The following is a 22,955-nucleotide window of genomic DNA, read 5'->3' as shown; positions in this document are numbered from 1 at the left end:
ACCTCAGGGGTGACCGACACGACCCTGTGCCCGCTGGACCAGCTCTCCCTCGACGACCTGCGCCGCCGCACCTCCGTGAAGTGGCGCGCCTACCCCGACGACGTGCTGCCGCTGTTCGTCGCGGAGATGGACGTGCCGCAGCCGCCGGTCGTGGTCGACGCGGTGACGCGGGCGCTCGCGATCGGGGACACGGGCTACGACCTCGGCACGGGCTACGCGGCCGCGCTCGCCCCGTTCGCGCAGCGCCGCTGGGGTTGGACGCCCGACGTCGCCACGAGCCGCACCCTGCCCGACGTCATGGTGGCGATCGTGGAGGTGCTGCGCGTCCTCACCTCGCCCGGTGACGCCGTCGTCGTCACCCCGCCCGTCTACCCGCCGTTCGCCGCGTACGCCCGCACCGAGGCGCGGCACGTGGTCGAGGCACCCCTCGACGCGGACGGCCGCCTCGACCCGGTGACCCTGGAGGCTGCGTTCGCGCAGGCGACCGGCGTCGCCGCGCACGGCACCGGGCCGGGGTCGGGGCGGCGCGCCGTGCTCCTGCTGTGCAACCCCCACAACCCCACGGGCACCGTCCACACCCGGGCCGAGCTGGAGGACACCCTCGCCCTCGCGCGGCGCTACGGGGTGCGGGTGGTCGCCGACGAGATCCACGCCCCGTTCGCGTTCGACGACCTGGTGGACGGCGCCGAGCCGTTCACGCCCCTGCTGTCCGTGGCGGGCGCGGAGGACGCGATCGCCGTGCACTCGGCGTCCAAGGCGTTCAACCTCGCCGGGCTGCGCGCCGCCACCGCGGTCGCCGGGCCGGACGCCGCCGCCGACCTGCGCCGCATCCCCGAGGTGGCGGGCCACGCCGTCAACCACCTCGCCGTCATCGCGCACGCCGCCGCGTACACGGGCGGGGACGCCTGGCTCGACGCGCTGCGCGGCGGGATCGTGCGCAACCGGCAGCTCCTCACCGAGCGGCTCGCCGAGGTCGCGCCGGCCGTGCGCGTGCACCCCGGGCGCGGCACCTACCTCGCCTGGCTCGACGTCCGCGACGCCGTCCCCGAGGGCGTCGACCCGCACCGGCACGTGCTCGGGACGGCGAAGGTCGCGCTGGGCGACGGCTCCCACTTCGGCACGGGCGGCCGCGGCCGGCTGCGGCTAAACCTCGCGACCTCGGCGGAGATCCTCACCGCGGCGGTCGACCGGCTGGGACGGGCGCTGTCCTGACCGCGGCGGCCGCCGGGTCCGCGGCGAGCCGTCCGTCGACCAGCCGGACGCGGGCGTCGACGGACCCGAGCGTCGAGGCGTCGTGCGAGACGAGGAGGGTCGCCGCCGACGTCTCGCGGGTCAGCCGCGTGACGAGCTCGACGACCCGGCTGCCGCGCTCGTGGTCGAGGGCGGACGTCGGCTCGTCGACCAGCAGGACCTCGGGGGCGCCCATGAGGGCCCGCGCGATGGCGACGCGCTGACGCTGGCCGCCGGAGAGCTGGGCGGGCCGCTTGCCGGCCTGCCCGGCGACGCCGACGGCGTCCAGCAGCTCCAGCGCGCGCGCCCGCGCGGCGGCCGGTCGGCCACCGCGCAGGTGGGCGTGCAGCTCCAGCTGTTCCACCGCGGTGAGCGACGCGAGCAGCTGCGGCGACTGGAACACGACACCGATCCGGTCGAGCCGCACGCGCGTGGCCCGCGCGACCGTCGTGGTGGGCGTGAGCACGGTGTCGTCGCCGATCTCGACGCAGCCGCGGGTGGGTCGCGTCAGCCCGGCGGCCACGGCGAGCAGGCTGGACTTCCCGGCGCCGGACGGGCCCAGCAGGGCGGTGGTGGTCCCCGCGGGGACGGTGAGGTGGACGTCGTCGACGGCGGTGAGCGTGCCCTCCCCGTCGGGGTAGACGAGGGTGATGCCGCGCAGGTGCAGGTCCATGGGTCTCCTTCGGGGGTGTGCTCAGCGGGCGGCGAGGGCCGCGTGCGGGTCGATGCGGGTGATGCGCGCGACGGAGACGGCCGCGCCGGCGAGGCCGAGCAGGACGAGGGCCGCGGCGGGCACCAGGGTGGTGGCGGGTGTGACGACGACGGGCACGGCGGCGGGCAGCACGGTGGCGGCGGCCGCGGCGAGGACGGTGCCGAGCGTGACCCCGCCGGCCAGCAGGACGGCGGCCTGGCCGAGGGCGTCGCGCAGCAGGTACCCGGTGGACGCGCCGAGGGCCTTGAGCACGGCGACGTCGCCGGCGCGCGAGACGGTCCACACGGAGAAGAACGCGCCGACGACGAGCGCGGAGATGACGAGCAGGAAGCCCTGCATGGTGGTGAGCGACGTGTTCTCCCCGGCGAACGACGGGACGGCGCCGCGCGCGGCGGACGTCGTGACCGTGGTGGTGCCGAGGTCGTGGTCGGCGGCGTCGAGCGTGGCGGGGTCGGGGCCGTCGGTGGTGAGCGCGACGACGGTCGCGACCGGGGCGTCGCCGGGGGTGCCGCGGGCGCCGGCGGCCTGCCAGTCGTCCAGGGAGGTCCACACGACCGGCGTGTGGGAGAACGACGCGTCCGGGGCGGTGCCGGCCGCGACCGTCATGGCGGTCCCGCCGAGGGTGATCGTGTCGCCGGGGTGCGCGGCGAGGGCGTCGGCGGCCGCGGCGGTGAGGACGACCTCGCCGGGTGCGGGGTCGGCGGTGCCGGCGGGCAGGAGCCCGCTGCCGGGCGGGACGCCGAGCACCGTGACGGCCGCGGTGGTACCGCCGGTGGCGCGGGTCGTGGCGACGCCCAGGGGAGACGCGTCCCGGACCCCGGCGACCCGTGCCCAGCCGTCCACCTGGTCCGGGGTGACACGGGAGGCGGTGAAGTCGGGCCGGTCGCCCGGGGCGGGCAGGGAGAACGCGAGGTGGTCGGCGGGCAGCTCGGTCACGGCCGAGGTGGACTCGCGGGCCAGGCCCGCGGTGAGCGAGGCCAGGAAGGTCACGAGGAACGTGACGAGGACGAGGACCACGGCCATGAGGGCGAAGCGTCCTCGGGCGTGGCGCAGGTCGCGGAGCGCGACGAACACGGGGTACCTCCGGTGGGGGTGGTCGATGACGTCCTCCAGCCTCCGCGGCGGGGCGTTCGCGGTCATCACGTCCCCGGGTGATCCGGTGCGGCCGAAGGACGGCCGCCGCGCTCCACCTTTCGGACGATGCGGCCGGCCGCCCGCTGGCTACGGTGGACGGGTGATCCGCCATCCCGAGCTCTCGGCCGCGCGCGGCCTGGCCCTGGGGCTCGACGTGCTCCTGACCGCGCTGCTCGTGGTCGCGGTGGTCCAGGCGCCCGCGGGTGCCGGGGCGGTCGCGGTGCCGACGGCGGTGGCGCTGGCGGCGCTCTACGGGTGGGGGCGTGTCGCCCTGGACGTGCACGGCCTGCCGGGGGAACGGCGGCGGGGCGCGTGGTGGCCGGACGTCGCCTGGGTCGCCGCGCTGGTCGCGGCCTGGCTGGTGCTGCTGGTCGTGTCCCCGGCGGCGCTGTGGCTCGCGTTCCCGCTGATGCTCCTCCAGATGCACGTGCTGGGGCCGCACCGCGGCGTCGTCGCGGTGGCCGTCACGACGGTGCTCGCGGTCGTCGACGGCCTGACGGCGCAGGCCGGGCCGGGCGACCCGTGGACGGGCTTCGTCCTGGGGCCGGTGCTCGGCGGCGCGGTCGCGATCGGCGTCGTGCTCGGCATCGAGGCGTTCGTGCGCGAGTCCCGGTCCCGGCAGCGGACCGTGGACGAGCTGACCCGGGCGCGCCGCCACCTCGCGCAGGCGGAGCGTGAGCGGGCCGTCACCGACGAGCGGGCCCGCCTGGCCCGCGACATCCACGACACGCTCGCGCAGTCGCTGTCCGCGATCGAGCTGCTGCTGCGGGCCGCCGACGACGCCGTCGGCACCGGCGACGACCGCGCGCGGACCCTGGTCGACCAGGCGCGGCACGCCGCGCGCGACGGGCTCGCCGAGGCCCGCCGGGTGGTGCAGGACCTCACGCCGGGCGACCTGGAACGCACCACCCTGCCCGCGGCGCTGCGGCGTGCGGCCGAGACGGCGGCCCGCTCGGCCGCGGGCGACCCCCCGGACGTGTCGGTCGTGACGTCCGGACCGGTGCGCGCCCTGCCCGTGCCGGTGGAGACGGCGCTGCTCCGCGTCGCCCAGTCGGCGCTCGCGAACGTCGTCGAGCACGCCGCCGCGTCCCGCGCCCGCGTGACCGTCACCTACGACCCCGGCACGGTCACGCTGGACGTGGTGGACGACGGCGTGGGGTTCGACCCGGCGCACGTCGAGGACCGTCCCGGGCGCGGGTTCGGGCTGCCCGCGATCCGTGCGCGGGCAGCCGAGCTCGGGGGGACGCTCGCGCTGGAGAGCAGACCCGGCGGCGGGACCGCGGTCGCGGTGACCCTGCCGGCCGGGGACGGTCAGGAGGACCGATGATCGACGTGGTGCTGGCCGACGACCACCCGGTGGTCCGTGCGGGGCTGCGCGCGGTGGTCGACGGCCAGCCGGACATGCGGGTCGTCCACGAGGCCGCGACCGCGGAGGAGCTGCTGCGCTGGCTCGACGCCGGCGGGCGTGGCGACGTGGTGCTCCTCGACCTGCAGTTCGGCGAGGGGCGGCTCGGCGGCGCGGCCGCGACGGGCACCGTCACGGCACGGCACGGCGTCCCGGTGCTGGTCGTCACGACCTACGGCACGGACGCCGACATCCTCGCCGCGATCGAGGCGGGGGCGACCGGCTACCTCCTCAAGGACGCGTCGACCGACGAGCTGGCGCGCGCCGTCCGGTCGGCCGCGGCGGGCGAGGTCGCCCTGGGCGAGGCGGTGCAGCGCCGGCTCGTGGGCCGCATGCGCACCCCCGCCGAGCAACCGACGGCCCGGGAGCTGGAGGTGCTGCGGCTCGTCGTGGCGGGCCGGTCGAACGAGGCCATCGCCCGCGAGCTGTTCGTGTCGGTGGCCACCGTGAAGTCCCACCTGGCGCACGTCAACACCAAGCTGGGCACGCGGTCCCGCACCGAGGCCGCGGCGGCGGCGCGCGAGCGCGGCATGCTCTGACGCCCCGGGCGGGTGGCGAGGGGGTCAGCCGGCGACGCCCACGGCCTCCTCCAGGGTGAGGCCGGTGGCGTGCAGCCAGGCCGCGAGGTCGGGGCCGACGTAGCGCAGGTGCCAGGGTTCCGGCTCGTAGCCGGTGACGTCCTCGGCGCCGGGGGTGTAGCGGACCACCCAGCCGTGCCGCCAGGCGTTCGCCGCGACCCAGTCGGAGGTCGCGGTGCCCCCGAACCGCGTGAAGGTGGTCCGGTCCTCGGTGACGTCGGCGGCCCAGCCGGTCTGGTGCTCGGACTCGCCGGCGTGGGCGGAGAACCGCTCGGCGGCCCCGCGGCCGTGCTGGCGTGCGTACCGGTCGAACAGCCGCTCCTGGTAGGCGGCCGAGCGGTAGGCGGACACCATGACGAGCCGGTGGCCCGTGGCGCGCCGGGCGGCGGCCGCGAGCTCCTCCATGGCGGCCGCGGCCTCCGGTTGCAGACCCACGCGCTGCGCCGCCCCGGCGTTGCGCGGGACGACGAGGCGGTGCGGTCGCCACCGTGCGGGCTCGACGGGGTGCTCCTTGTTGACGAGCACCGTCGGGTCGGCCGGGTCGGTGCGCAGGGGCCAGCGGGCCGTGACGTGCTGCTCGTCGCTCGTGACGGCGGCGGCGTCGGGCGTCGCGGGCAGGTGGAGCCGCCACACCGTGGTCGCCGCGTCGGACCACCGTTCGGGGAGGGTGACGCGGACGAGGTCGACCGGGGCGTCGTCGAGCGTGGCCGTGGCGCGGGTGACCCAGGCGCCGTCGACCTGCTGCTGCACCTCGGCGGTGCGGCCGCGGGCGGGGGCGACGACGACCAGGTCGGTCAGCGGCTCCCCGACGACGCCCTCGCGGGCGGGGTCCCAGCCGACGAGGGTGCTGCCGCGCGGTGCCGGAGGGGGTGTCGGGGCCGACGACGACAGGGCCGCCGGCGACGAGGACGGCAGGGGCGTCACCGTGCTGACGGGGTCGGCGCGGCCGCTGCCCGGGGCCGTCACGAGGCTCGCCACGGGCGCGACGAGGAGGACCGCGAGCAGCGCGGACGTGCCGGCGGTGCGCGACCTCGACGTGGCGCGGCGGGGGAGTGGCACCCTTTCAGCGTGCCAGAGGAAGCGCTAGCCTCGCCAGGTGCGCCGACGGACAGCAGTGACCGTGACCACCCTTCTCCTGCCTGTCGTGCTCGCCGCCTCGGCGTGCACGGGGCCCGACGGGCCGACGGCCCAGGACGCCGCGGACGACCTCGCGGCCGGGCTGGCGTCCGGCGACCTGGGCGGCGTCGTGCTGGTCACCGACACCGGCGCGGACCCGCAGACCCACCTCACCGAGGTCACCGAGCCGCTGCGCGCGGCCGCCGAGCGGGCGGGCCGGGCGCCGACCGTCGCGGTGTCGCAGGTGACGGTCGACGAGGACGCCGAGCCCCGCACCGCGGAGGTCTCCCTGGCCTGGTCGTGGCCGCTCACCGCGCAGGACGCCTGGGAGTACTCCACGACGACGTCGCTCGAGCAGGTCGAGCCGCCGGACGGGTCGGACGCGGGCCCGTCGTGGGAGGTCCGCTGGGAGCCGGAGCTCGTCGCGCCGGACCTGCGTGCGGGCGAGCGCCTCGACGTGGACACGGTCGCCCCCGACCGCGGTGACGTCCTCGACGTCCACGACGAGCCCCTCGTCACCGAGCGCGACGTGTGGCGCATCGGCATCGACAAGACGTTCGGCACGGCCGACACGTGGGACGCGCAGGCGCGCCGGCTCGCGATGGTGGTGGGTCTCGACCTGGACGACTACGCGGCCCGCGTCGAGGCGGCGGGTGACAAGGCGTTCGTCGAGGCGATCACCATCCGGCAGAAGAACCCGGGCGTGAACTTCACCGCGGAGGACGCCCGGTCGCTGGACGGGGTCAACGTCGTCGCGGACACCCTGGAGCTCGCCCCGACGTCGACGTTCGCCCGTGAGGTCCTGGGCCGGTCCGGACCGGCGACCGCCGAGATCATCGAGGCCTCCGACGGCGCGGTGGCCACGGGGGACGTCGTCGGGCTGTCCGGCCTGCAGGCCGCCTACGACGAGGCCCTGCGCGGCGCCCCCGGCCTCGTGGTGCAGCGGGTGCCGTCGGAGCAGGACGCCGACGCCGGCGAGGAGCCCACCGAGCTGTTCCGCGTCGAGCCGGTGGACGGTGCCGACATCGCGACGTCGTTCGACCCGGAGCTGCAGGAGCGCGCGGAGAAGGTGCTGGCCGACGTGGAGCCGGCGAGCGCGATCGTCGCGATCCGGCCCTCCACCGGTGACGTCCTGGCGGCGGCGAGCGGCCCCGGCAGCGAGGGCTGGTCGACGGCGACGCTCGGCCAGTACGCGCCGGGTTCGACGTTCAAGGTGGTGGACGCCTTGGCGCTCCTGCGGTCGGGCACCACGCCGCAGGACACCGTGCAGTGCCCCGAGACGCTCACGGTGGACGGCCGCACCTACGAGAACGTGCCGGGCTACCCGTCGTCCGCGACGGGGAAGGTGCCGCTGGCGACGGCGTTCGCGCACTCCTGCAACACGGCGTTCATCGGCGCGATGGCGGACGTCGACCCGCAGGACGTCGCATCGGCCGCCGCGGACCTCGGGCTCGTGCCGGGCCCCGACACCGGCGTGGCGTCGTTCGGCGGCGACGTGCCGACCGACCTCGACGGGAAGACGGCCCGCGCCGAGGCCGCGATCGGCCAGGGCACCGTCCTGGCGTCACCGCTGGGGATGGCGACCGTGGCGGCGAGCGTCGCCGCGGGGGAGCGCGTGGAGCCGCGACTCGTGCGGGAGGTCGTGGGCGGTGCGCCCGACGCCGCCGCGGCGCCGTCGGCGAGCCCGTCGGGGAGCCCGTCCGCGTCGGCCGAGGCGGAGGCCGAGGACACGACGCCGCAGGGCACGCCCGCGGGGCTGACGGCGAAGGAGGCGGCGACGCTGCTGGACCTCATGAGCGGGGTCGTCTCGGAGGGCAGCGCGTCGGCGCTCGCGGACGTCCCCGGCGTGGTCGGGGCGAAGACGGGCACGGCCCAGTACGGGGACGGGTCGCGTCAGCACGTGTGGATGCTCGCCGTGGCGGACGACCTCGCGGTGGCGGTGTTCGTGGAGGACGGCGAGTACGGGTCGACGACGGCGGGCCCGCTGATGGGGCGGTTCCTCGCCGGGAGCTGACCGGCTCGGTCCTCCGGGTCCCGCCGGGTGGCGGGGTGCGGTGCGGTCCGGCCGGTGGCGGTGCGCCACCGACCGGACCGCCGTCACCGGCCGAGGCCGGTGGGGGTCACTCCGGGACGGTGTACCCGGTCTCCCCGCACAGCACTGCCAGCGCGGTCGCGGCGCTCTCGACGTCGGCGGGCTCGGCCGAGCCGCCCTCGATCGCGGTGACGAACGGCGCCTGGACGGTCCGCAGGATCGCTGCGGGCTCGTCGTCGGCCCAGCGCAGCTGCGCGTCGATCCGGTCCCGGATGATCGCGAGCTCCGCACCGTTCTCCTCGGTCGCCGGTTCGGCGACGGCGGGGGTCCACCGGGTCACGCGGGCGTGGATCGACAGGTCCTCGCCGTCGTAGTAGCCGCGGCACGTGGTCAGTGCGTCGACGGTGCCCTCGCTCTGCGTGGAGGCCTCCGGGGTGGCCGAGGTCTCCGCTGCCGGCTCGACGGTGTCCGGTCCGGCACAGGCGGCGAGCAGGAAGGCGGCAGAGAGTGCCGCGGTGGCGGCGACGAGGGTACGCATGGAACGATTCGACAACGCGTCGCCGCAGGTAGGCAAACCTGGGACGGCGTTTGTGCGGCGTCTCACAGCACCCGTCAGGCGAACCGGGCGGACCGCTCCGCGACACGGCCCGCGCCGAGGCCGCCGTCGGCCTGCGCGTCCCACGTGTACACCTCGGTGCCGGTGACGAACACGTGCTCCGCGCGGGAGGTCACGTCCAGCGGGTCGCCCGACCAGACGACGACGTCGCCGTCGCGACCCGGCTCCAGCGCACCGATCCGGTCGTCCAGGCCGAGGAACGCCGCCGGGTTCACGGTCAGGGCCTCCAGCGCGACCCGCGGGTCCAGGCCCTCCTTGACGGCGAGGGACGCCTGGTGCACGAGGAAGTTGATCGGCACCACGGGGTGGTCGGTCGTGATCGCGACCCGCACCCCGGCCGCCGCGAGCCGGCCCAGTGCCGCGATCGACCGGTTGCGCAGCTCCACCTTGGACCGGGCGGTGAACAGCGGCCCGAAGATCACCGGGACGTCGCGCTCCGCCAGGACGTCGGCCACCGCCGCGCCGTCGGTGCCGTGGTTGATGACCAGCCGGTAGCCGAACTCGTCGGCGAGGCGCAGCGCCGTGGCGATGTCGTCGGCGCGGTGCGTGTGCTGGTCCCACGCGAGCTCGCCGTCGAGCACGCGGGCGAGGGTCTCCTTGGCGAGGTCGCGCGTGAACGGCTTGCCCTCCGCCTCGGCGTGCGCCCGGGCGGCGGCGTAGTCCTGCGCGGCGACGAACGCCTCACGGATCACCTTGGCGACGCCGAGCCGCGTCGACGGGGTCTGCTTCTTGTCGCCGTACACGCGCTTCGGGTTCTCGCCGAGCGCCGACTTCACGGACACCGCCTCGGCGATGACCTGCTCGTCGACGGTGCGTCCGCCCCACGTCTTGATCGCGACGGTCTGCCCGCCGATCGGGTTGCCGGAGCCCGGCTTCACCACGACCGACGTCACGCCGCCCGCGAGCGCGTCCCGGAACCCCTCGTCCTCGACGTTGATCGCGTCGATCGCGCGCAGCGCCGCGCCGTTCGGGTTCGTCATCTCGTTGGTGTCGTCGCCCGCCCAGCCCTCGGCCTCCTCGTGGATGCCGACGTGCCCGTGCGACTCCACGAACCCCGGCAGCACCCAGCGGCCGCCCGCGTCGACGACGCGCACACCGTCGGGGATCTCGACGTCCGCGCCGACGGCGGTGATGACGCCGTCGACGACCAGCACGGTGCCGTGCTCGATCGGTTCCCCGGCGACGGGGACGACGTACCCGCCGGTGACGGCGACGGAGGACAGGGTGGTGCCCGGGGTGCGGGGCGTGGTGGAGGTCATGGCCTCCATCCTGCACCCGGGGGCCGTCCCGCCCTGCCTGGTCGACGCCGGGGCCGGCCGTCCGACAGGATGCACGGTGTGCCCGCCCCGTCCACGCGCCGTCGCCGGCGCGACCGCCGCACCCCCGTCCCGCCCGCCGCGGCGGTGCCGGCACCGGTGACGCCGGAGGTCCCGGCGCGCGTGCTGGTGCCGGTCGTCCTCGGCGTGGTCCTCGCCGTGCTCGGCGGACTGGCGGCGTGGTCGTTCGGCACCCAGGTGGGGCACGCCCAGCGGCTCGCGGAGCACGGCACGGTCGCCACCGCCCACGACGCGCGCGGGACGTCGGCCCGTGGCGCGCAGGTGAGCGCCGTCGTCGACCTGCCGGACGGGTCGCTGCGCCGGACCCTGGAGGGTGCGCCGGTGTCCACCGCAGACCTCGCCGACGCCTCGTTCGGTCAGGAGCTCGGCGCGGCGGAGCGGCCGGTCGTGCGAGGGCCCTACAGCGGGACCTTCGAGGTCCTGGTCGACGGCGACCTCGTGATGGCCCGGGTCGACGTGCTCGACGCCCTGGACGACGATCACCTCGACCGCCTCGCCGTCGCCGGGGGCGTCGTGTGCGGGGTGTCCGTCGCGGCGCTGACGGCGGCCGCCGTGGTGGCGGTCCGCCGGGACCGTCGTCGGCCCGCCGGGCGGTCGGCGGCCTGACCGGCAGGGCTCAGGCGTCGGGGACGTTCGCCTCGATCTCGGCCAGCCACGCCGCCGGGGAGGCGTCGGACGGCATCCGCCAGTCGCCGCGGGGCGACATCGTGCCGCCGGGGGAGACCTTGGGGCCGTTCGGCAGGGCGGACCGCTTGAACTGCGACGAGAAGAACCGGCGCACAAACACGACCAGCCAGCGGCGGATCTCGGGCAGGTCGTAGGCGGACCGCTCGTCGTGCGGGTAGTTCGGCGGCCACCCGCCGGCCTCGGCGTCGCGCCACGCGTGCCACGCGAGGAACGCGATCTTCGAGGGTCGCAGGCCGTGCCGCAGCGTCCAGAACAGGGTGAAGTCCTGCAGGGCGTACGGGCCGACGACGGCCTGCGTGGACTGCGGGGTCTCGCCCGCGCCGACGGGCACCAGCTCGGGGGAGATCTCCGCGGTGACGACCTCCCGCAGCACGTCCGCGACGTCGTCGGGGAAGTCGCCGGAGTCCGCCACCCAGCGGATGAGGTGCTGGACGAGCGTCTTCGGCACGCCCGTGTTCACGGCGTAGTGCGACATCTGGTCGCCCACCCCGTACGTGCACCAGCCGAGCGCCAGCTCGGACAGGTCGCCCGTGCCGAGCACGATGCCGCCGCGGTGGTTCGCGATCCGGAACAGGTAGTCGGTGCGCAGCCCGGCCTGCACGTTCTCGAACGTGACGTCGTAGACGGGCTCGCCGTCGCCGAACGGGTGCCCGAGGTCGCGCAGCATCTGCGTGGCGGCGGGCCGGATGTCGAGCTCCTCGAACCGCACCCCGAGCGCCTTCGCGAGACGGGTGGCGCGGTCCTTCGTCTCCGCGGACGTCGCGAAGCCGGGCATCGTGACGGCGTGCACGTCGCTGCGGGGCCGCCCGAGCCGGTCCATCGCGTGCGCGGCCACGAGCAGGGCGTGGGTCGAGTCCAGGCCGCCGGACACGCCGACGACGACCTTCGGGCCGCCGATCGAGGCGAGCCGCTGCTCCAGGCCGGTGACCTGGATGTTGTACGCCTCGTAGCAGTCCTGGGCGAGCCGCGCCGCGTCGTCGGGCACGAACGGGAAGCGGTCCACCTTGCGGCGCAGCCCCACGTCGCCCGACGGCGGCCGCACCTCCCACTCGACGGTGCGGAACGCGCGCGTCCGCTCGCCGAGCGCGCGGCGGTTGTCGTCGAACGAGCCCTGCCGCAGCCGCTCCTGACGCAGCCGGTCGAGGTCGACGTCGGCCACCGTGCGGCGGGGGCCCTGCGGGAAGCGTTCGGTCTCGCCGAGCAGGTCGCCCGCCTCGTAGACCATCGTCTGGCCGTCCCACGACAGGTCCGTCGACGACTCGCCCTGGGACGCCGCCGCGTACGCGTAGGCCGCGAGGCAGCGCGACGACGACGACCGCACCAGGAGGCGGCGGTCCTCCGCGCGCGCCACCGTGATGGGGCTCGCCGACGGGTTGAGCAGCACCGTCGCGCCCGCGAGCGCCGCCTCGGCCGACGGCGGGACGGGCACCCACATGTCCTCGCACACCTCGACGTGCACCACGAGGCCCGCGACGTCCGAGGCCCGGAACAGCAGGTCCGGCCCGAACGGCACCTCCTCGCCCGAGAACGGCAGCCGCACCGTCCCGCCGCGGGACTCCGCGCCCGCCGCGAACCAGCGCCTCTCGTAGAACTCCCGGTAGTTCGGCAGGTACGACTTCGGGGCGACGCCCAGCACTTGCCCGCCCTGCACCACGACGGCGCAGTTGTGGACCCGGCCGTCGACCTCCAGCGGGGCACCCACCACCAGCAGGGGCCGCAGGTCCGCGCTGGCCGCCACGATCGCCGCCAGGGCGTCCGACACGGCCTCCAGCAGGGTGTCCGCGAGGTGCAGGTCGTCCAGCGCGTACCCCGACACCGACAGCTCGGGGAACACGGCCACGGCGACGCCGTCGTCGTGGCACGCGCGCGCCTCGGCGAGGATCGTCGCGGCGTTCGACGCGGGGTCGGCGGCGGCCACCGGCACGGTGCAGGCGGCGACGCGGGCGAACCCGTGGGCGTAGGCGTTGCGGAAGTCCACACCCCGAGTCTGCCCGACGACGGCGGTGGCGCGTTCGCCGGACGTCGTACCGCGGCGCTAGGGTCGCCACCGTGGCGCAGAACCCCGCAGGTCCCGACCCCCGCCCCCGGCAGGCCTCCCGTCCCTCGGACGAGGAGTGGACGCCCGTCGTCCGCACCGGGCGGCGGCGCGCGGTCGCGCTGGTCGTCGTGCTGTCGATGGTGCTCGCGCTCGTCGGCGGCACCGTCGTGAGCGTGCTCGCCGCGGGTGCCGCCAGCGCCCACGACCAGCTCGTCGGCTCCGACCCGAAGGACGGCGCGACGCTCGACGAGCCGGTGACGTCGGTCACCCTGGAGTTCAGCGACGAGATCATCGCCGACGGCACCCAGGTGCGCGCCACCACCCCCGACGGGAAGACCGACGCGGGGATCGCGATCGACGGCCGCGAGGTCGTCGTCGACCTGGGCGAGCAGACCGCCGGTGGCGCGTACACGCTCGCCTGGCGGGTCGTGTCGTCCGACGGGCACCCCATCGAGGGCGAGCTCGGCTGGACGGTCGCGGAGCAGCCCGAGCCGACGCCGTCGCCCGAGCCGTCCGAGGCCGCGTCCGAGCAGCCCACGCCCGCCCCGTCGCCGTCCGCGAGCGTCGTCGCGACCGACGACCTCGCCGCCGCGCCCGCGACGTCGCCGAGCCCCGCCACGACCGACGACGCCTCCGGCTCCATCCCGCTGCTGTACGGCGCCGCGCTCGTCGCGATCATCGGTGTGGCCCTCGTGCTGCTCGTGCGGTCCCGCCGCCGCCTGCACGACCAGCACGGCACGGACCCGGGGCGCTCGCCCCACGACTGAACCGACGTCCGCGGAGGCGCGCCGACGCGCCGAGAAGTCGCAGAAACCCGCGGATGTTCCATAGTGTGTTCCCGGTCCACCGGTTCGTCCGGTACCGACCGTGAACGTGACGGCGTGCGCGACCGCACGTCGTGATCCGGAGAAGGGAAGCTCATGTCGCTCAACAAGTCCGAGCTCGCCTCGGCCATCGCCGCCAAGGCCGGTCTGACCAAGTCGGACTCCGAGGCTGCGCTCAACGCCCTGCAGGAGGTGCTCGTCGAGTCGCTGGGCAAGGGCGAGGCCGTGAAGATCACGGGCCTGCTCTCGGTGGAGCGCGTCGAGCGCGCCGCCCGCACCGGCCGCAACCCGCGCACCGGCGAGGAGATCCAGATCCCGGCCGGCTACGGCGTGAAGATCAGCGCCGGCTCGCTGCTGAAGAAGGCCGTCTCGGCCTGACGCCTCGCGCGAACCCACGAGGGCCCGTCGTCCACCCCGGTGGACGGCGGGCCCTCGCGTCTCCCCGCCGGGGTAGTGGTGCGTGTGCGGCCGCGGTCGGCGGTGTGCCGGGCACGGTCGCGCTCACGGTCGCTGCGCGACCTCCGCTTCCGGTCTGACGACCGTGCCCGGCACACCCCCGACCGCGGCCAGGTCCCGACCGGCTGGGGTCGGCGTCGCTCGGCGCAGGGTCGGGTGGACGACGAGCCGTCGCCCCGCACCCCCGGACGGACGGCGGCGCATCCCGCCTACAGGTCGCCCTTGCGCTCCAGGTAGCGCATCGCCGCCCAACCGAAGGGGACGCGGCCCCAGTAGGTGACCAGGCGGAACAGGATGGTGGTGGACAGCGCGATGGAGGCGGGGACGCCGGCGGCGGTGAGGCCGGCGGTGAGGGCCGCCTCGACGCCGCCGAGGCCGCCGGGTGTGGGCACGAGGGCGCCGAGGGCGTTGCCGACGAGGTAGACGACGGCGACGTCGATGAGGTTGAGGGACTGCCCGAACGCGGCGAGCGCGGCGTCGAACGCCAGGACGTACCCGAGGGACATGACGACGTTGCCGCCGAGCCCGAGGGCGAGACGGGCGGGCTGGCCGAGCATCTGGGAGAGGCGGGGCCACACCTGCTCGAGGGTGGGGCGGGTCTTCTCCCACACCCAGCGCCGGATCGCGGGGACGAGCAGGGTCGCGACGACCGCGACGGCGACGCCCGCGATGGTGAGCAGGACGGTGATGGACGGCAGCTCGATGAGGCCGCCGGAGCCGGTGAAGATCGAGAGCACGACGAGCAGCACGACGGTGACGACGAACTGGGACACCTGGACGAGCGCGACGGTGGCGACGGCCATCGGGGTGGACACGCCGCGGCGGGTGAGCATGCGCAGGTTGAGGGCGGCGGGGCCGATGCCGGCGGGTGCGGCCAGCGACACGAACGACCCGGCCATCTGGGTGAGGGTCGCGCGGCCGAGGGGGAGGCGTTCGGGGGAGAACGCGACGAAGGTGAGGGCGGCCCCGAACCAGGTGATGGCGCCCAGCAGGAACGACGCGACGACCCACCAGGGGTTGGCGGCGGCGACGGCGGCGGAGATCTCGTCGAGGTTCATCGTGGTGACCAGCGCCGTCACGACGACGATCGACAGGGTCAGGGTGATGACGGTGCGGGCGCCGAACCGGGTGATGTTCTGCGGCTGGACGTCGACCTCGGGCATGCGGGCCACGAGGGCCTCGCGCAGCGCGTCGATGAGGCCCTTGCGCTCGCGGACGGCGACGCGGGTCGCGGCGGGCAGCGCGACGGGCTGCAGGAGCGGTCCGACGGCGACGACGTCCTCGTCGGGCAGGGCGCGCACGGCGGACGTGACGGCCCGTTCGGCGCCGACGCGCAGGGCGAGCAGGGCCAGCATCTGGGTGAGGTCGAGGCGGCGGCCGAGCGCCGTGGACGCGATCTCGCCCTGCTCCCAGCCGGTGAGCCAGACGGTGGGAGTGGCGCCCTCGGCGTGCTCGACGAGCAGCACGTCGGGCGTGAGGGCGTGGTGGGTGAGGCCGGCGGCGTGCGCACGGCGGAGCTGCTCCCAGGCGGCGGCGAGGACGCGGTCGCCGTGGTCGCCCGCGAGGACGTCGTCGGGCACGTCGCGCCACGACACGGAGTCGTTGGCGTGCTCGGTGACGAGCACGATGGAGTCGGCGGCCTCGCCGACGCCGAGGAGGCGGGGCGTGTGCACCCCGGCGGCGCTCGCGGCGTACGTGAGCAGGGCGTTGCGCTCGGCGACGGCCTTGAGGGAGACCTGGGCGCGGCCCTCGAGGCCGCGCAGCCGCAGGGAGCGCCACAGGCGGGTGACGAGGCCGACGACGTGCCGGTCGCCGTCGAGGACGACGACGTCACGGCGGGTGCCGTCGCCGGTGAACATGGCGTAGACGCGGGTGTCGCCCGCGCGGGTGAGGGCGACGGTGGCGGGGTCGACGAGGGTCTCGGGCGTCGGGAGGTCCGGCTCGCGCTCGCGGCCGATCCGGGGACGCTGGCGCAGCAGGGCGCGCAGCGTGGTGCGGCCGGTGACCTCGCCGGCGGCGTCGACGTGGGTGACGATCTCGTCGTCGAGCCCGTGCGGGGCGCTGCCGGGCGTCGAGGTGCTCTCCTCGGCCGCGGGGGTGCCGTCGGCGGGAGTCCCGGTCCCGGTCCCGGGGTCGGCGTCGGCGGCGACGCCGCGGACGCGCACCAGCGCGGTGGGGCGGAAACCCGCGCGGCGGACCGCGGTGACGAGCTCCCCGCCGTAGGCGCGCTCGGAGCGGACGCCGGACACGTACTGGACGGTCTGCCCGGCGAGGCGGCCCAGCAGCAGCGCCACGAGCACGCCGGGCAGGGAGGCCTGCCCCGTGATGAGCGCGACGACGAGCGCGAGGTAGAGGACGTTCCAGGACCAGCGGACGCTGCGGCGCCGGGTGCGGGGGCCCGCGGTGATGAGGAGCCCGGCGATGGCCGCGACGTATCCCGGGATCGTGATCGTCCACACGCCGTCGCGCAGCACGGACAGGGTGCGTACGAGGTCCTCGCTGCCCAGCCAGTCCAGCAGGAGGACGGCGACGACGGCGAGGACGAGCCCGAGGGCCGCCGCGAGGATCGACTCCACGACCTGCCGGCCGAGGCGGCGGATGCCGAGCTCCACGAGGACGACCACGGGCACGAACAGCGTGACGAGACCCTCGAGCAGCGCGACCGGGATGACGAGCAGCTGGCCGACGAGCGTGTTGAACTCCCGCACGTCCGCGGTGACGCCCTCGGTGGTGCCGTGCGCGACCACGGACAGCGCGAGCACGAGCGCGACCCCGAGCACGCTGATCACGATCCCGAGCAGGGCGGACGGCTTGCGCAGCCGGTGCTCGGGGGTGTCGACGACGCGCACAAGCCCGGCGTGGTCGTCGTTCGCGGTGCTGCCGAGGAACAGGGCGCGCAGGGCGCCGGTCGGGGGCCGGGGGGCGTCGCCGCCGAACGACCCGACCTCGTGGACGGTGCCCGACGCTCCGCCGCCCGCGGGGGGCTCTCCGGTGGGTCGGGACATGCTGGCGAGTCTAGGTCGCGGGGCCGCCCACGGCCCCGGGAAAACGCCCGGTCCGGCCGGGGATCACCCGGACGAGGAACGCGAACGTGACCTGGCGGACACAGTTGCCTGGTATAACCGTCGCTTATGTGACCTGGCCCACGGTGATCCCGCGGGCCACATCGAGGAGGGGAACACCCATGAGGACGATCCGAGGCACGCGACGCACCGTCGCGACGGCGGCGGGGGCATCGGTGCTGGTGCTCGCGCTCACCGCGTGCGGCGGCGGCGGGACCGACGACACCGCCACCGAGGGCGAGGGCGGCGCCGCGACGGCGCTCACCGTCGGCACCACCGACAAGATCACCACCATCGACCCGGCCGGCTCGTACGACAACGGCTCGTTCGCGGTGATGAACCAGGTGTACCCGTTCCTGCTCAACACCCCCTACGGCAGCCCCGACGTCGAGCCCGACATCGCCGAGTCCGCCGAGTTCACCGCCCCCACCGAGTACACGGTCAAGCTCAAGCCGGGCCTGAAGTGGGCCAACGGCAACGACCTCACCGCGTCCGACGTGAAGTTCACGTTCGACCGCCAGCTCGCCATCGCGGACCCGAACGGCCCGTCGTCGCTGCTGTACAACCTGGACTCCACCGAGGTCGTCGACGACACCACCGTCGTGTTCCACCTCAAGCAGCCCGACGACCAGGTGTTCCCGCAGATCCTGTCGTCGCCCGTCGGCCCCATCGTCGACGAGGACGTCTTCGCCGCCGACGCGCTGACCCCCGACACGGAGATCGTCGACGGCCAGGCGTTCGCCGGGCAGTACACGATCACCAGCTACACCCTCAACGAGCTCGTCACCTACGAGGCGTACGACGGCTACCAGGGCCTGCTCGGCGCGGCGAAGACCCCCGAGATCAACGTCTCCTACTTCGCCGACGCCTCGAACCTCAAGCTCGAGGTCCAGCAGGGCTCCGTCGACGTCGCGTTCCGCTCCCTGTCCGCGACCGACGTCGAGGACCTCAAGGGCGACGACGCCGTCAAGGTCGTCGAGGGCCCCGGCGGCGAGATCCGCTACGTCGTCTTCAACTTCGACACGCAGCCCTACGGTGCCGCGCAGCCCGACGCCGACGAGGACAAGGCGCTCGCCGTCCGCCAGGCCGTCGCCGACCTCATCGACCGCGAGGCCATCTCCGAGCAGGTCTACAAGGGCACCTACACGCCCCTGTACTCCTACGTGCCCGCGGGCCTGACCGGCGCGACGGAGTCCCTCAAGGAGATGTACGGCGACGGCGCCGGCGGCCCCGACGCCGCCGCGGCCGAGCAGGCGCTCGCGGACGCGGGCGTCGAGACGCCGGTCGCGCTGAGCCTGCAGTACTCGAACGACCACTACGGCCCGTCGTCGGGCGACGAGTACGCGCTCATCAAGGACCAGCTCGAGTCGTCGGGCCTGTTCACCGTGGACCTGCAGACCACGGAGTGGGTGCAGTACTCCGAGGACCGCACCGCCGACGTCTACCCGGCCTACCAGCTCGGCTGGTTCCCGGACTACTCCGACGCCGACAACTACCTGACGCCGTTCTTCCTCACGGAGAACTTCCTCGGGAACCACTACGCGAACCCGGCCGTGGACGAGCTCATCACGAAGCAGGGCACGACCGCCGACCCGGCCGAGCGCACCGCCGTCATCGAGGAGATCCAGGACACCGTCGCGGCCGACCTGTCGACCGTGCCGTACCTCCAGGGCGCGCAGGTCGCCGTCGTCGGGGCCGACGTCTCCGGGGCCGAGGACACGCTCGACGCGTCCTTCAAGTTCCGCTACGCGGCGCTGAGCAAGGGCTGATCGGGAGCCTCTCGCAGTGTCTGCCGCACCGGCAGCAGGGAGCGCACTGGGACGCTACGTCCTGGTGCGCTTCCTGCTGATCATCCCCACCGTCCTCATCCTGGTCACCACCGTGTTCGTGCTCATGCGCGCCACCGGTGACCCGATCACGGCCGCCCTCGGCGGTCGTCTCACGCCCGACCAGCTCGCCGAGCGCATCCACGCCGCCGGGTACGACCGGCCGATCCTCGAGCAGTACCTCGAGTACCTCGGCGGGATCCTCACCGGCGACTTCGGCACCACCATCAGCGACAACCGGCCCGTCACCGAGGTGCTCGGCACGTACGGCGCCGCGACGCTCGAGCTCAGCGTGTACGCCGTCCTCGTCGCCGTCGTCCTGGGCGTCCCGTTCGGCATGATCGCCGCCTACCGCCGCGACCGCTGGCCCGACGCCGTCCTGCGGCTCTCCGCGATCCTCGCCTACGCGACACCCGTGTTCTTCGCGGGCCTGCTGCTCAAGCTCGTCTTCTCCGTGTGGCTCGGCTGGTTCCCCGTCGCGGGCCGCGTGTCCACCGCCGGGGAGATCGAGATGCGCAAGGCCGGCGCCGACTCCGGGTTCATGCTCGTCGACGCGTTCCGCACCGGCGACCCCGCCGTCGTCCTCGACGTGCTCCAGCACGCGTTCCTGCCCGCCATGGCGCTCGGCCTGCTCACCGCCGGCGTGTTCCTGCGGCTCGTGCGCACCAACATGATCGGCACCCTCGGCACCGAGTACGTCGACGCCGCCCGCTCCCGCGGCGTGCGCGAACGACGGCTCGTCACCGCCCACGCGTGGCGGCCCGCCCTCATCCCGATCGTCACCGTCGCCGGCATGCAGATCGCCATGCTGCTCGTCGGGGCGGTCCTCACCGAGACCACGTTCGAGTGGCGCGGCCTCGGCTTCCAGCTGTCCGAGTACCTGCAGGCCCGCGACTTCGTGGCCGTGCAGGGCATCGTCGTGGTCATGGCCGTCGTGGTCGCGGTGACGAACTTCCTCGTCGACATGATCGCCGCGCTCGTCGACCCGAGGGTGAGGTACTGATGAGCGTCCCCGAGATCGTGTCCGTCGGGACCGACGGCGCCCGCCCCGAGCACGTGCGCGGGCGCGCCGCCTGGTTCAAGCGGCTGCCCGTCGTCCACCAGGTGCGCCAGAGCGTCGGCCTGCAGCGCGGCATGCTCGTGGCCGGGCTCGTCCTGTGCGCCGTGTTCGTGCTCGTCGCGCTCGGCGCCGACCTCCTCGCGCCCTACGGCTGGTCCCAGCTGCGGGACTCCGAGACCGCGTTCGGCGCCCAGCAGCCGCCGTCGGCCGAGCACTGGTTCGGCACCACCGTCGGCGGCTACGACGTGCTGTCCCGCGTGATCTGGGGCGCCCGGACCGCGCTGCTCGTCGTCATCGTCGCCGTCGCCGCGTCCCTCGTCGTGGGCGTGCTGCTCGGCCTCGTGTCCGGGTACTTCGGTGGCTGGCTCGACCGCGTCCTCGTCCTCGTCGCGGACGCGATCTACGCGTTCCCGTCGCTGCTGCTCGCCATCCTGCTCGCCATCGTCATCTCCGGCGGGCAGTCCAGCATGTGGGGCGGCATCCTCGCCGCCGCGCTGTCCATCACGGTGGTGTTCGTGCCCCAGTACTTCCGGGTCGTCCGCGCCGAGGTGGTCCGCGTCAAGGCGGAGGCGTTCGTCGACGCCGCCCGCGTGCTCGGCACCCCGCACCGGCGCATCATGACCCGCCACGTGCTGCGCAACTCCGTGCGCACCCTGCCGCTCATCGTCACGCTCAACGCGTCCGAGGCGATCCTCACCCTCGCCGGGCTCGGGTTCCTCGGGTTCGGCATCGAACCGACCGCGGCCGCCGAGTGGGGCTACGACCTCCAGCGCGCCGTCGCCGACGTCACCAGCGGCATCTGGTGGACCGCCCTGTTCCCCGGCCTCGCCATCGTGCTCGCCGCGATCGGCATGACGCTCGTCGGGGAGTCCCTCAACGACCTCGCCGACCCGCGCCTGCGCACCCGCGCCCGCTCCGGCGTCGTCTCCGGCGCCGTGGCCGCCACCTCCGTGGAGTCCGCGCAGTCCCCGAAGGAGGACGCATGACCACGCAGCCCGTGGTGCGCATCGAGGACCTCGCGGTCTCGTTCGCCACCGACGCCGGCCCCGTCCGCGCCGTCGACGGCGTCACCCTCGACGTCGCACCCGGCGAGGTCCTCGCCATCGTCGGGGAGTCCGGCTCCGGCAAGACCGTCACCGCCAAGACCATCCTCGGGCTGCTGCCCGAGACCGCGACCGCCGCCGGCGCCGTCGTCCTCACCGGGCACGACGGCGACACCGACGTCGTGCACGTCAGCGGCAAGCGGCTGCGCGAGGTGCGCGGACGCGACGTCGCCATGGTGTTCCAGGAACCCTCCACCGCCCTCAACCCCGTGCAGACCGTCGGCTGGCAGATCGCCGAGGGCCTGCGCGCCCACGGCAAGGTCACCGCCAAGGAAGCCCGCCGCCGCGCCATCGAGGTGCTCGGCACCGTCGGCATCCCCGACCCCGCCCAGCGCGTCGACCACTACCCGCACCAGTTCTCCGGCGGGCAGAAGCAGCGCATCGTCATCGCCATGGCCCTCGTCCTCGGACCCCGGCTCATCGTCGCCGACGAACCCACCACCGCGCTCGACGTCACCGTGCAGGCCGAGATCCTCGACCTCCTGCGCCGCCTGCGCGACGACACCGGCACCGCCGTCGTCCTCATCACCCACAACATGGGCGTCGTCGCCGACCTCGCCGACCGCGTCGCCGTCATGTACCAGGGCGAGGTCGTCGAGTCCGCACCCGTGGGCGAGCTGTTCACCAACCCGCAGGCCGAGTACACCAAGGCCCTGCTCGGCGCCGTGCCCCGCCTCGGCGAAGGCACCGCCCGCGCCCGGGAACGCGCCGCCGCCCGCCCCGACGACTGGGCCGACGCCACACCCGTCGTGCGCGCCGAGCACCTCACCATCACCTACCCGGGGAGGTTCCGGAAGCCCGGCTTCACCGCCGTCGACGACGTCACCCTCGCCATCCGCCCCGGCGAGGTCCTCGGCCTCGTCGGGGAGTCCGGCTCCGGCAAGACCACCATCGCGCGCGCCGTCGCCGGGCTCACCCCCGTCACCGGCGGCACCCTCGACGTGCTCGGGGTGTCGATGCGTGGCGCGCGGGGCCGGGACCTCGCGGGCATGCGGCCCCGGATCGGCTTCGTCTTCCAGGACCCGGCGACGTCGTTCAACCCGCTGCTCACCGTCGCCGAGTGCGTCGCCGAGCCGCTGGTCGTCCACGGCCGGGCCAAGACCCCCGACGCCGCCCGCGGACGCGTCGACGAGCTCCTCGAAGCCGTCCAGCTCCCGCGCTCCTACGGCGACCGCTACCCCCACGAGCTGTCCGGCGGACAGCGCCAGCGCGCCTCCCTCGCCCGGGCGCTCGCCCTCGACCCCGAGCTGCTCGTCGCCGACGAACCCACCTCTGCCCTCGACGTGTCCGTCCAGGCGCGCGTCCTGGAGCTGTTCGCCCAGCTCCAGGCCGAGCTCGGCTTCGCCTGCCTGTTCGTGTCCCACGACCTCGCCGTCGTCGACCTCGTCGCCGACCGCATCGCCGTGCTCTACCGCGGGCACCTCGTCGAGGAGGGCACCGGCGAGGAGGTGCTGGGAGCGCCCCGGGAGGACTACACGCGCCGGCTGCTCGCGTCCCTGCCCGTGCCCGACCCCGTCGAGCAGGCGCGTCGGCGGGCCGCGCTCGTCTGAGTGCCCGGCGCGGCCAGGGGCGGCGTCGCGGTCGCGTCCTGGTCGTGCCCGGGCGGGGTGCGGAGCTCCGGGCGCGGTCGCGCTCACGGTCGCTGCGCGACCTCCGCTTCCGGTCTGACGACCGCGCCCGGAACCCCCGCACCCCACCCTCGTCGTCGGGTCGCCCTTGCGTCAGGGCCTTCGCGGCCC

18 protein-coding genes are annotated in these 22,955 nt (G+C 75.1%); 11 read left to right on the top strand and 7 right to left on the bottom strand.

All coding sequences use genetic code 11. The annotated features are described in order from the left end of the window. The first annotated feature begins 9 nt into the window (after positions 1-9). A complete protein-coding gene (locus tag ATJ88_RS17135) occupies positions 10-1,212 on the top strand; it encodes a MalY/PatB family protein (RefSeq protein WP_098464876.1) in 1,203 nt (400 codons plus the stop codon). On the opposite strand, the gene ATJ88_RS17130 is transcribed toward ATJ88_RS17135, so the two are convergent. Beyond that, positions 1,172-1,903, bottom strand: a complete 732-nt coding sequence (locus ATJ88_RS17130) for an ABC transporter ATP-binding protein (RefSeq protein ID WP_098464875.1) — start codon at positions 1,901-1,903, stop codon at positions 1,172-1,174. The two genes, ATJ88_RS17135 and ATJ88_RS17130, sit on opposite strands and share 41 nt — an antisense overlap. A gap of 21 nt (positions 1,904-1,924) precedes the next feature. Beyond that, on the bottom strand, positions 1,925-3,082 hold the full coding sequence (locus tag ATJ88_RS17125) for an ABC transporter permease (RefSeq protein WP_245852518.1): 1,158 nt from the start codon (positions 3,080-3,082) through the stop codon (positions 1,925-1,927). A 94-nt stretch (positions 3,083-3,176) separates the two neighbouring features. Here ATJ88_RS17125 and ATJ88_RS17120 point away from each other — a divergent pair, with 94 nt between their 5' ends. Further along, the gene (locus ATJ88_RS17120) at positions 3,177-4,403 is read left to right on the top strand and encodes a sensor histidine kinase (protein ID WP_245852517.1); all 1,227 of its coding nucleotides are present in this window, start codon (positions 3,177-3,179) and stop codon (positions 4,401-4,403) included. After that, a complete protein-coding gene (locus tag ATJ88_RS17115; RefSeq protein ID WP_098464873.1) occupies positions 4,400-5,020 on the top strand; it encodes a response regulator in 621 nt (206 codons plus the stop codon). Before ATJ88_RS17120 ends, ATJ88_RS17115 begins: the two co-directional genes overlap by 4 nt. Before the next feature lie 24 nt (positions 5,021-5,044). On the opposite strand, the gene ATJ88_RS17110 is transcribed toward ATJ88_RS17115, so the two are convergent. Further along, positions 5,045-6,118 (bottom strand): M15 family metallopeptidase, encoded by a 1,074-nt coding sequence (locus ATJ88_RS17110; protein WP_098464872.1) that lies wholly within the window; start codon positions 6,116-6,118, stop codon positions 5,045-5,047. A 61-nt stretch (positions 6,119-6,179) separates the two neighbouring features. Between ATJ88_RS17110 and ATJ88_RS17105 the strand changes: the two genes are divergently transcribed. Then, positions 6,180-8,189: a penicillin-binding transpeptidase domain-containing protein gene (locus ATJ88_RS17105; protein WP_098465441.1), complete on the top strand. Its 2,010-nt coding sequence runs from the start codon at positions 6,180-6,182 to the stop codon at positions 8,187-8,189. 106 nt (positions 8,190-8,295) lie between these two features. Here the strand turns inward: ATJ88_RS17105 and ATJ88_RS17100 are convergent, their stop codons facing one another. Further along, entirely contained in the window at positions 8,296-8,745 is a 450-nt protein-coding gene (locus ATJ88_RS17100; RefSeq protein ID WP_098464871.1) for a hypothetical protein, read from the bottom strand. 74 nt (positions 8,746-8,819) lie between these two features. Further along, positions 8,820-10,082, bottom strand: coding sequence for an amidohydrolase (locus ATJ88_RS17095; RefSeq protein ID WP_098465440.1), 1,263 nt, complete (start codon positions 10,080-10,082; stop codon positions 8,820-8,822). A gap of 78 nt (positions 10,083-10,160) precedes the next feature. Between ATJ88_RS17095 and ATJ88_RS17090 the strand changes: the two genes are divergently transcribed. After that, entirely contained in the window at positions 10,161-10,766 is a 606-nt protein-coding gene (locus ATJ88_RS17090) for a hypothetical protein (RefSeq protein ID WP_141538720.1), read from the top strand. Between the two features lie 10 nt (positions 10,767-10,776). On the opposite strand, the gene ATJ88_RS17085 is transcribed toward ATJ88_RS17090, so the two are convergent. Next, on the bottom strand, positions 10,777-12,825 hold the full coding sequence (locus ATJ88_RS17085) for an NAD(+) synthase (protein WP_098464869.1): 2,049 nt from the start codon (positions 12,823-12,825) through the stop codon (positions 10,777-10,779). A gap of 71 nt (positions 12,826-12,896) precedes the next feature. Between ATJ88_RS17085 and ATJ88_RS17080 the strand changes: the two genes are divergently transcribed. Together ATJ88_RS17080 and ATJ88_RS17075 are read left to right on the top strand one after the other, a co-directional pair. After that, positions 12,897-13,652, top strand: coding sequence for a copper resistance CopC family protein (locus tag ATJ88_RS17080; protein WP_098464868.1), 756 nt, complete (start codon positions 12,897-12,899; stop codon positions 13,650-13,652). A gap of 153 nt (positions 13,653-13,805) precedes the next feature. After that, a complete protein-coding gene (locus tag ATJ88_RS17075; protein ID WP_068205295.1) occupies positions 13,806-14,087 on the top strand; it encodes an HU family DNA-binding protein in 282 nt (93 codons plus the stop codon). 287 nt (positions 14,088-14,374) lie between these two features. Here ATJ88_RS17075 and ATJ88_RS17070 read toward each other — a convergent pair whose 3' ends face one another. Next, on the bottom strand, positions 14,375-17,170 hold the full coding sequence (locus tag ATJ88_RS17070; protein ID WP_098464867.1) for a lysylphosphatidylglycerol synthase transmembrane domain-containing protein: 2,796 nt from the start codon (positions 17,168-17,170) through the stop codon (positions 14,375-14,377). Positions 17,171-17,349: 179 nt separating this feature from the next. Here ATJ88_RS17070 and ATJ88_RS17065 point away from each other — a divergent pair, with 179 nt between their 5' ends. Genes ATJ88_RS17065 through ATJ88_RS17050 form a run of 4 tightly spaced genes read left to right on the top strand, consistent with a single transcriptional unit; the run spans position 17,350 to position 22,766 of the window. Continuing rightward, the gene (locus tag ATJ88_RS17065; protein ID WP_098464866.1) at positions 17,350-18,996 is read left to right on the top strand and encodes an ABC transporter substrate-binding protein; all 1,647 of its coding nucleotides are present in this window, start codon (positions 17,350-17,352) and stop codon (positions 18,994-18,996) included. A gap of 16 nt (positions 18,997-19,012) precedes the next feature. Beyond that, a complete protein-coding gene (locus ATJ88_RS17060; protein ID WP_098464865.1) occupies positions 19,013-20,056 on the top strand; it encodes an ABC transporter permease in 1,044 nt (347 codons plus the stop codon). Further along, complete coding sequence (locus ATJ88_RS17055) at positions 20,056-21,099, top strand: ABC transporter permease (protein WP_098464864.1); 1,044 nt, start codon at positions 20,056-20,058, stop codon at positions 21,097-21,099. The genes ATJ88_RS17060 and ATJ88_RS17055 overlap by 1 nt, the downstream gene beginning before the upstream one ends. Continuing rightward, positions 21,096-22,766, top strand: coding sequence for a dipeptide ABC transporter ATP-binding protein (locus tag ATJ88_RS17050; RefSeq protein ID WP_098464863.1), 1,671 nt, complete (start codon positions 21,096-21,098; stop codon positions 22,764-22,766). Before ATJ88_RS17055 ends, ATJ88_RS17050 begins: the two co-directional genes overlap by 4 nt. Positions 22,767-22,955 lie beyond the last annotated feature (189 nt).

This window comes from Isoptericola jiangsuensis (assembly GCF_002563715.1).
GTDB classification, from domain to species: Bacteria; Actinomycetota; Actinomycetes; order Actinomycetales; family Cellulomonadaceae; genus Isoptericola; species Isoptericola jiangsuensis.
This window is presented reverse-complemented; position numbering and strand designations above follow the sequence as displayed.

What these genes read in the sequence shown, in the direction of transcription:
- ATJ88_RS17130 (WP_098464875.1), bottom strand. Translation starts at nt 1,903, where the DNA reads ATGGACCTGCACCTGCGCGGCATCACCCTCGTCTACCCCGACGGGGAG.
- ATJ88_RS17115 (WP_098464873.1), top strand. Translation starts at nt 4,400, where the DNA reads ATGATCGACGTGGTGCTGGCCGACGACCACCCGGTGGTCCGTGCGGGG.
- ATJ88_RS17055 (WP_098464864.1), top strand. Translation starts at nt 20,056, where the DNA reads ATGAGCGTCCCCGAGATCGTGTCCGTCGGGACCGACGGCGCCCGCCCC.
- ATJ88_RS17095 (WP_098465440.1), bottom strand. Translation starts at nt 10,082, where the DNA reads ATGACCTCCACCACGCCCCGCACCCCGGGCACCACCCTGTCCTCCGTC.
- ATJ88_RS17065 (WP_098464866.1), top strand. Translation starts at nt 17,350, where the DNA reads ATGAGGACGATCCGAGGCACGCGACGCACCGTCGCGACGGCGGCGGGG.
- ATJ88_RS17050 (WP_098464863.1), top strand. Translation starts at nt 21,096, where the DNA reads ATGACCACGCAGCCCGTGGTGCGCATCGAGGACCTCGCGGTCTCGTTC.
- ATJ88_RS17100 (WP_098464871.1), bottom strand. Translation starts at nt 8,745, where the DNA reads ATGCGTACCCTCGTCGCCGCCACCGCGGCACTCTCTGCCGCCTTCCTG.
- ATJ88_RS17075 (WP_068205295.1), top strand. Translation starts at nt 13,806, where the DNA reads ATGTCGCTCAACAAGTCCGAGCTCGCCTCGGCCATCGCCGCCAAGGCC.
- ATJ88_RS17125 (WP_245852518.1), bottom strand. Translation starts at nt 3,082, where the DNA reads ATGACCGCGAACGCCCCGCCGCGGAGGCTGGAGGACGTCATCGACCAC.
- ATJ88_RS17070 (WP_098464867.1), bottom strand. Translation starts at nt 17,170, where the DNA reads ATGTCCCGACCCACCGGAGAGCCCCCCGCGGGCGGCGGAGCGTCGGGC.